The organism is Streptomyces sp. NPDC059255 (assembly GCF_042752355.1).
GTDB lineage: Bacteria > Actinomycetota > Actinomycetes > Streptomycetales > Streptomycetaceae > Streptomyces.
Genome location: NZ_JBHYZP010000081.1, coordinates 1 through 6,666 on the forward strand (window position 1 = coordinate 1; position 6,666 = coordinate 6,666).

The window sequence follows — 6,666 nt, forward strand, 5'->3', positions numbered from 1 at the left end:
GACGACTTCTTCGAGCTGGGCGGGGATTCCATCTCCAGCTTGAAGGTGGTGTCGCGTATCCGGGCCGCGCTGGGGGCCGGGCTCTCGCCGCGCGCACTGTTCGACCACCCCACCGTCGCCCGGCTCGCCGCACTGACGGAGGCCGAGCAGAGCGGACCGGCAGCAACAGGCCCGGCCGACCCGGGCGCGGTCGTCCCGGTGGCCCGGGGCGGGCAGCTTCCGATGTCGCTCACCCAGGAGCGGCTCTGGTTCCTGGAGAACTTCACTCCGGGCGCGATCGAATACAACATCGTCGGCGCACTCCGGCTGGCCGGCGTGCTCGACGAGGCTGCGCTCCGAAGCGCGGTCGTGGGCCTGGTCGCCCGTCACGAGTCGCTCCGTACGACATTCGACTCGGTGGACGGCCGCGGGGTCCAGGTCGTGCACGACGCCTTCGACGTGCCCGTACGCACGGTCGCGGTGAGTGACCCGTCCGAGCTCGATGCGGAGCTGCGGACCGAGGCCGTCACTCCGTTCGACCTCCGCACCGGCCCCCTGGTGCGGGTACTGCTCGTACGCCTCGCCCCGGACGAACACGTCCTTGCCGTCTCGATGCATCACATCGTCACCGACGGCTGGTCCATGGGCGTGATCACCCGTGAGCTGAGCGATCTGTACGCGGCGGCCGTACGCGGCGAGGACGTGGCGCTCGCCGATCTTCCGGTGCAGTACCCGGACTACGCGGTGTGGCAGCGCGAGCGCCTCGCGGGAGATGTGCTGGATGCCCAGATCGGTTACTGGCGAGCCCAGTTGGAGGGACTGGAGCCGCTGGAGCTGCCTACCGACCGGCCGCGACCCCTGGTCAGGACGGCGTCAGGGGACACGCATGTCTTCTCGGTTCCGGCGGAGCTGACAGAACAGCTCACGGCGTTCGGACGCCCTCGCGGCGCGAGCCTCTTCATGGGATTGCTGGCAGTGACGCAGCTTCTCCTCTCCCGCTACAGCGGCCGGCGCGACATCGCGGTGGGAACCGCGGTCTCCGGCCGCGAGCGAGCCGAACTGGAGGGGCTGGTCGGGTTCTTCGTCAATACGCTCGTACTACGGGCGCGGATCGACGAGGCACGCTCGTTCGGTGAGCTGCTCACGGACATACGGGACACCACGCTCGATGCCTTCTCCCATCAGGACGTGCCGTTCAGCCGGCTGATCGAGGAGCTGGCCCCGGAGCGGGACACCAGCCGGACCCCTCTCGTCCAGGTGATGATGACGCTCCAGAACACGCCGGCCGGGGCCTTCGAGCTGCCCGGGCTGCATGTCTCGGAGTACGAAGTCCCCCGTACCGCAGCCCAGTTCGAGTTCGGCCTGCATTTCCAGGAGGGCGGGGACGGCGGACTCGTCGGCGTGGCGGAGTTCAACACCGACCTGTTCGATGTGGTGACGGTGGAGCGGTTGTGTCGGCATTGGGTGGCGTTGGCGGAGCGGGTGGTGGCGGAGCCTTCGGTGCCGTTGGCGCGGTTGGGGATGCTGGATGGGGTGGAGCTTGAGCGGTTGTTGATGGGGTGGGCGGGTCCTGGTGAGGGGTTGGGTGAGCGGTCGGTCGTGGAGGTGATTCAGGACCGGATTGCGGAGTCGCCGGATGCGGTTGCGGTGATGGGTGGGGGTGAGGTTTTGACGTATGGGGAGTTGGGTGTTCGGGCGGGCGGGTTGGCGGGGCATTTGAGTGTTTTGGGTGTGGGTGTGGAGTCGCGGGTGGGTGTGTGTTTGGGGCGGTCGGTGGATTTGGTGGTGGGGGTGTTGGGTGTGTTGTGGGCGGGGGGTGCGTATGTGCCGTTGGATCCGGGTTATCCGGTGGATCGTCTGGAGTTCATGAAGGCGGACAGTGGTGTGCGGGTGGTGGTGGACGAGGAGATGCTGGCGGGTCCGCTGCTCGGTGAAGGTGTTTTTGCCCCTGTGTCTGTGTCGTTGTTGTCTGCGGCGTATGTGATTTATACGTCGGGGTCGACGGGGCGTCCGAAGGGTGTGGTGGTGTCGCATGGGGCGATGGCTGGTCTGGTGGACTGGGCGGTCGGGCTGGGGGCGGAGAAGTTCGCGCGGACGTTGTTCTCGACGTCGTTGAATTTTGATGTCTCGGTGTTCGAGTTGTTCGGGACGTTGGCGGCGGGTGGGACGGTGGAGGTTGTCCGGGATGTGCTGGCTCTGGCGGAGGGGGAGGGTTGGTCGGGTTCGTTGGTGTCGGCGGTGCCGTCGGCGTTCGCGGGGGTGCTGGGTCAGGGCACGGAGGTGTCGGCCGATCTGGTGGTTTTGGCCGGTGAGGCGTTTCCGGCGGGGTTGCTGGAGCAGACCAGGCGGGCGATCCCGGGTGCTGTGGTGGCCAACATCTACGGCCCCACCGAGGCGACTGTTTATGCGACGGGTTGGTTCTCGGATGCTGATGCGGGGCCGGCTGGTCCGGTGGTGCCGATCGGTCGGTCTGTGGCCGGCAAGGCTGCGTATGTACTGAGTGGCGGTTTGTCGCCGGTTCCGGTTGGTGTGTGGGGTGAGTTGTATCTGGGGGGTGGTCTGGCGCGTGGGTATCACGGGCGTCCGGGTCTGACGGCTGGGCGTTTTGTGGCTGATCCTTTTCGTTCGGGTGGGCGTTTGTACCGTACGGGTGATGTGGTGCGGTGGCATGTGGATGGGTCGTTGGAGTATGCGGGGCGTGGTGATGACCAGGTCAAGGTGCGGGGTTTCCGTATCGAGCTGGGTGAGATCGAGGCCGTGCTGGCGGGGCATCCGGGGGTGGCTCGTGCTGCGGTGGTCGCGCGGGAGGATGTGCCGGGGGTGAAGCGGCTGGCCGCTTATCTGGTGGCCGAGCATGTCGGGGACGTCGATGTCGCTGCCGTGCGTGCGCATGTGGCGTCCGTGCTGCCGGAGTACATGGTCCCGGCTGCCTTCGTCGTGCTGGGCGCGCTGCCGTTGAATGCCAACGGGAAGCTGGACCGGCGTGCGCTGCCCGCACCCGAATTCGAGTCCCCGGGAACGACTTTCGTCGCTCCGCGCAACGAGACCGAGCGTGTCCTGTGCGGGGTCTGGGCCGAAGTCCTCGGGCTGGAACGGATCGGAACCGAGGACAACTTCTTCGACCTCGGTGGCGACTCCATCATCAGCCTCCAGGTCGTCTCCCGAGCCCGCCGCGCCGGACTCGCCCTCTCCTCCCGCGACGTTTTCCTCCACCCCACTGTCAGTGCTCTCGCGCTGGCGGCCCAGCCCTCCGACGGCGACACGGAGACCCTGGCCGAGCAGGGCGTGCTGTCGGGGGTGGTGCCCACCCTGCCCGCACGCGAGTGGTTCTTCGAGACCCATCCCGTGGCGCCCGGGCACTTCAACCTCTCCGTCGCGGTCGCTCTCGCGCCCGGCTACGACGAGGGCGCGCTACGCGCCGCGCTCGCCGCCGTACTCGCCCACCACGACGCACTGCGCATGACCTTCGGAGCGCCGTCGACCGTCGACGGCACCAGGAGTGCCGTCTACGGGGATGCTCTGAGTGTGGAGTCCGTGCTGGAGGTCCACGCTTTGACGGACTCGCCCGAGTCGCCGGAGCGTCCGGAGCTGGAGGCCGACGCGGACGCGCGCTGGCACAGGGCCGTCGTCGACGCGCAGTCCGGCCTCGATCTCGGCCGGGGGCCCCTGATCCGGTTCATCCTCGGCGGGCACGGTTCGGACAGCTCCGACGAACCTGCCCGGCTCGCCGTGATCGCGCATCACCTGGTCATGGACGGAGTGTCGCTGCGTGTCCTGATGGAGGACCTGTCGACGGCGTACGACCAGATCGTGGCCGGCCGGCAGCCTGACCTCGGTCCCAAGGGCACGTCCGTACGGCAGTGGGCGACGCGGCTCGCCGAGCACACGGCGGCCGGCGGCTTCGACGATCAGATCCCGTACTGGCAGGCGGTCACCGACGGCGCCCTGACCCGGCTCCCCGTCGACCTTCCCGACGGACCTAACACCGTCGCTTCGCAGCGCGCCGTCTCCGTGGCGCTCACACCGGAACACACCGAGGCCCTGCTCCACCGGGTCCCTGCCGTCTACCGCACCCAGGCGAACGACGTCCTGCTGGCCGCCCTCGCCCGTGCCCTGCGTACGTGGACCGGGCATGACCGGGTCGCGGTCAACCTGGAGGGGCACGGCCGGGAGGAGATCTTCGACGACACGGATCTGACCCGTACCGTCGGCTGGTTCACCTCCATCTACCCGGTCGCGCTCTCACTTCCCCCGCTTCCGGCGGGTGAGGACCGCTCCGACGCGCCGGAGGCCGACGACTGGGCCGCCACGATCAAGAGCGTGAAGGAGCAACTGCGGGCCGTTCCCCACCGGGGTGTCGGCTACGGCGCGCTGCGCTACCTGGGCGACGCACCGGTCGGTGTCCTGGCCGCCCTGGACCCGCAGATCAGCTTCAACTACCACGGTCAGTTCGATGTGTCAGGCGACGGTACGGAGAGCGGCCTGCTCAGGGAGGCTCTCCCCACGGAGGGCGCCGACCATGCCCCCGCCGAGTTCCGGCCGCATCTGCTCGACGTCGTGGGTGCGGTGCAGGACGGCCGGCTGGTGTTCTCCTGGCTCTACTCCGCCGCCACCCACCGTGAGGAGACCGTCCGGAGCGTGGCGGAGGGATTCGCTGCGGAGCTGGTGGCGTTCGCCGAGCACTGCGCCCGGCCGGACGCCGGCGGCTGCACCCCCTCGGACTTCCCCCTGGTCCGCCTCACGCAGGACGAGGTGGACCGGATCGCCGGGGACGGAAGCACGGTTGAGGACATCTACCCGCTGACACCCCTCCAGTCCGGCATGCTCTTCCACGCCTTGGCCGAGCCCGACTCCGCCGCCTACCTGGAGCAGTTGGCCTTCACCCTGGAAGGGGTCAGCGATCTCGAACGGCTGACCCGCGCCTGGCGGCGCGTGATCGAGCGCTCGGACGCGCTGCGCGTATCCCTCGTCTGGGAAGGGGTGTCCGAACCCGTACAGGTGGTGCACCGCCAGGCGGAACTGCCGGTCAGGACCCTGGATTGGTCGGACGCGAGCGAGACCGAACAGGATCAGTTGCTCGCGGACCTGCTGGTCGAGGACAGGGCCCGGGGGGTCGACCTGACAGCGGGCCCCCTGCTGCGGGTGGCGCTCGCGCGGCTCTCCCCCCAGGACGTACGCGTGGTGTGGACCTTCCACCACCTGCTGCTCGACGGCTGGAGCAACGCGGCGCTGCTCTCCGACGTGGTGGCCGAGTACGCGGCGCTCGGCGGAGCCTTGGAAGCGGCGCCGGTCGCGCGTGGATCGTTCGGTGACTACGTGCGCTGGCTGGCCGGTCAGGACCAGAAGGCCGGACAGGACTACTGGCGGGCGGCGCTCGCCGGGTTCGGCGATCCGGTGCAACTGCCGTACGACCGTGCGCCCGAGCATGCCCGGCGTGGGCAGTCGAGCGCACGGGTGCGGTTGACGGTGGAACCGGCGGTGGCTGCGCGCGTGAGCGCCTTCGTACGGCGGCACCGCCTCACGGTGAACGCGGTGGTGCAGGGCGCCTGGGCGCTGGTTCTTGCCCCGTACGCGGGCACGTCCGACGTGGTGTTCGGTACGACGGTCTCCGGCCGCCCGACGGATCTGCCGGGCGCCGAGGACATCCTCGGCCTCTTCATCAACACGCTGCCGGTGCGCGTGAAGGTGAACACCGACCGGTCCACCGCCCGTTGGCTCGGTGAGGTACAAGCAGACATGGCCGAGGCGCGGCAGTACGAGTACGTGGCGCTCACGGACATCGACTCGGGCGTGCAGCCCGGGGTCTCACTCTTCGACAGCCTGGTGGTCTTCGAGAACTACCCCGTCGACACGGAGTCCGCCGCACGCCACGGGTTGAGCGTCAGCGGCGTACAGGCCGTCGAGTCGACGAACTACGCCCTGACGCTGGTGGCTTCGGCGATGGGCGACCAATTGGACATGGTGCTCGCATACGACCCCGCTCTTTTCGACGCCGGTACGGTCGAACTCCTCGCGGGCCGGCTGAACCAGGCCGTCACCACCCTGACCGAGGACGCGGATGCTCCTCTGGGCGGGCTCCCGCTCCTCCCGGAAACGGAGTGGCAGCAGGTGATCCAGGAGTGGAGCGGCACGGTCGAGGAGACTCCTTCCCGCCGCACGGTGGTGAGCGCGTTCGCCGAGCGGCTGGCGCTCGGACCGGACGACGTGGCTGTCGAGTGCGGCGAAGTCTCGCTGAAGTACGCGCAGTTGGACGAGCAGTCCACGCGGCTGGCGCGGGTGCTCGTCGAGCGAGGCGTCGGTGCGGGTACGAGTGCGGGCGTGGAGAGCCGGGTGGCCCTGCTGCTGGAGCGCTCGGTGGACGTGGTGGTCGCGATGCTCGCCGTGCTGAAGGCGGGCGGTGCGTACGTACCGCTGTTCCCCGGGTATCCGGACGAGCGGATACGCCAGGTGGTGGGGCAGAGCGGCGCGGCCCTCATCCTGACGGACCAGGCCCTGAGGGCACGGGCCGCGATCGCCGGCGTACCGGTGGCGGAGGTGGACGCGGAGCCGGTGGGTGAGGTGCGGCTGCCGGATGCGGTACGGGCCGCTGGGCTGGCGTATGTGATGTTTACGTCGGGGTCGTCGGGGGTGCCGAAGGGTGTGGGGGTGACGCATGGGGATGTGGTGGCGTTGGCTGCTGATTCGCGT

The 6,666-nt window shown here is 69.1% G+C and carries 1 protein-coding gene; it reads left to right on the top strand.

The window, feature by feature from the left end:
- Nucleotides 1-6,666: amino acid adenylation domain-containing protein (locus ACFXKG_RS40880; protein ID WP_384850602.1), on the top strand; the 6,666-nt coding region annotated here is incomplete at both ends.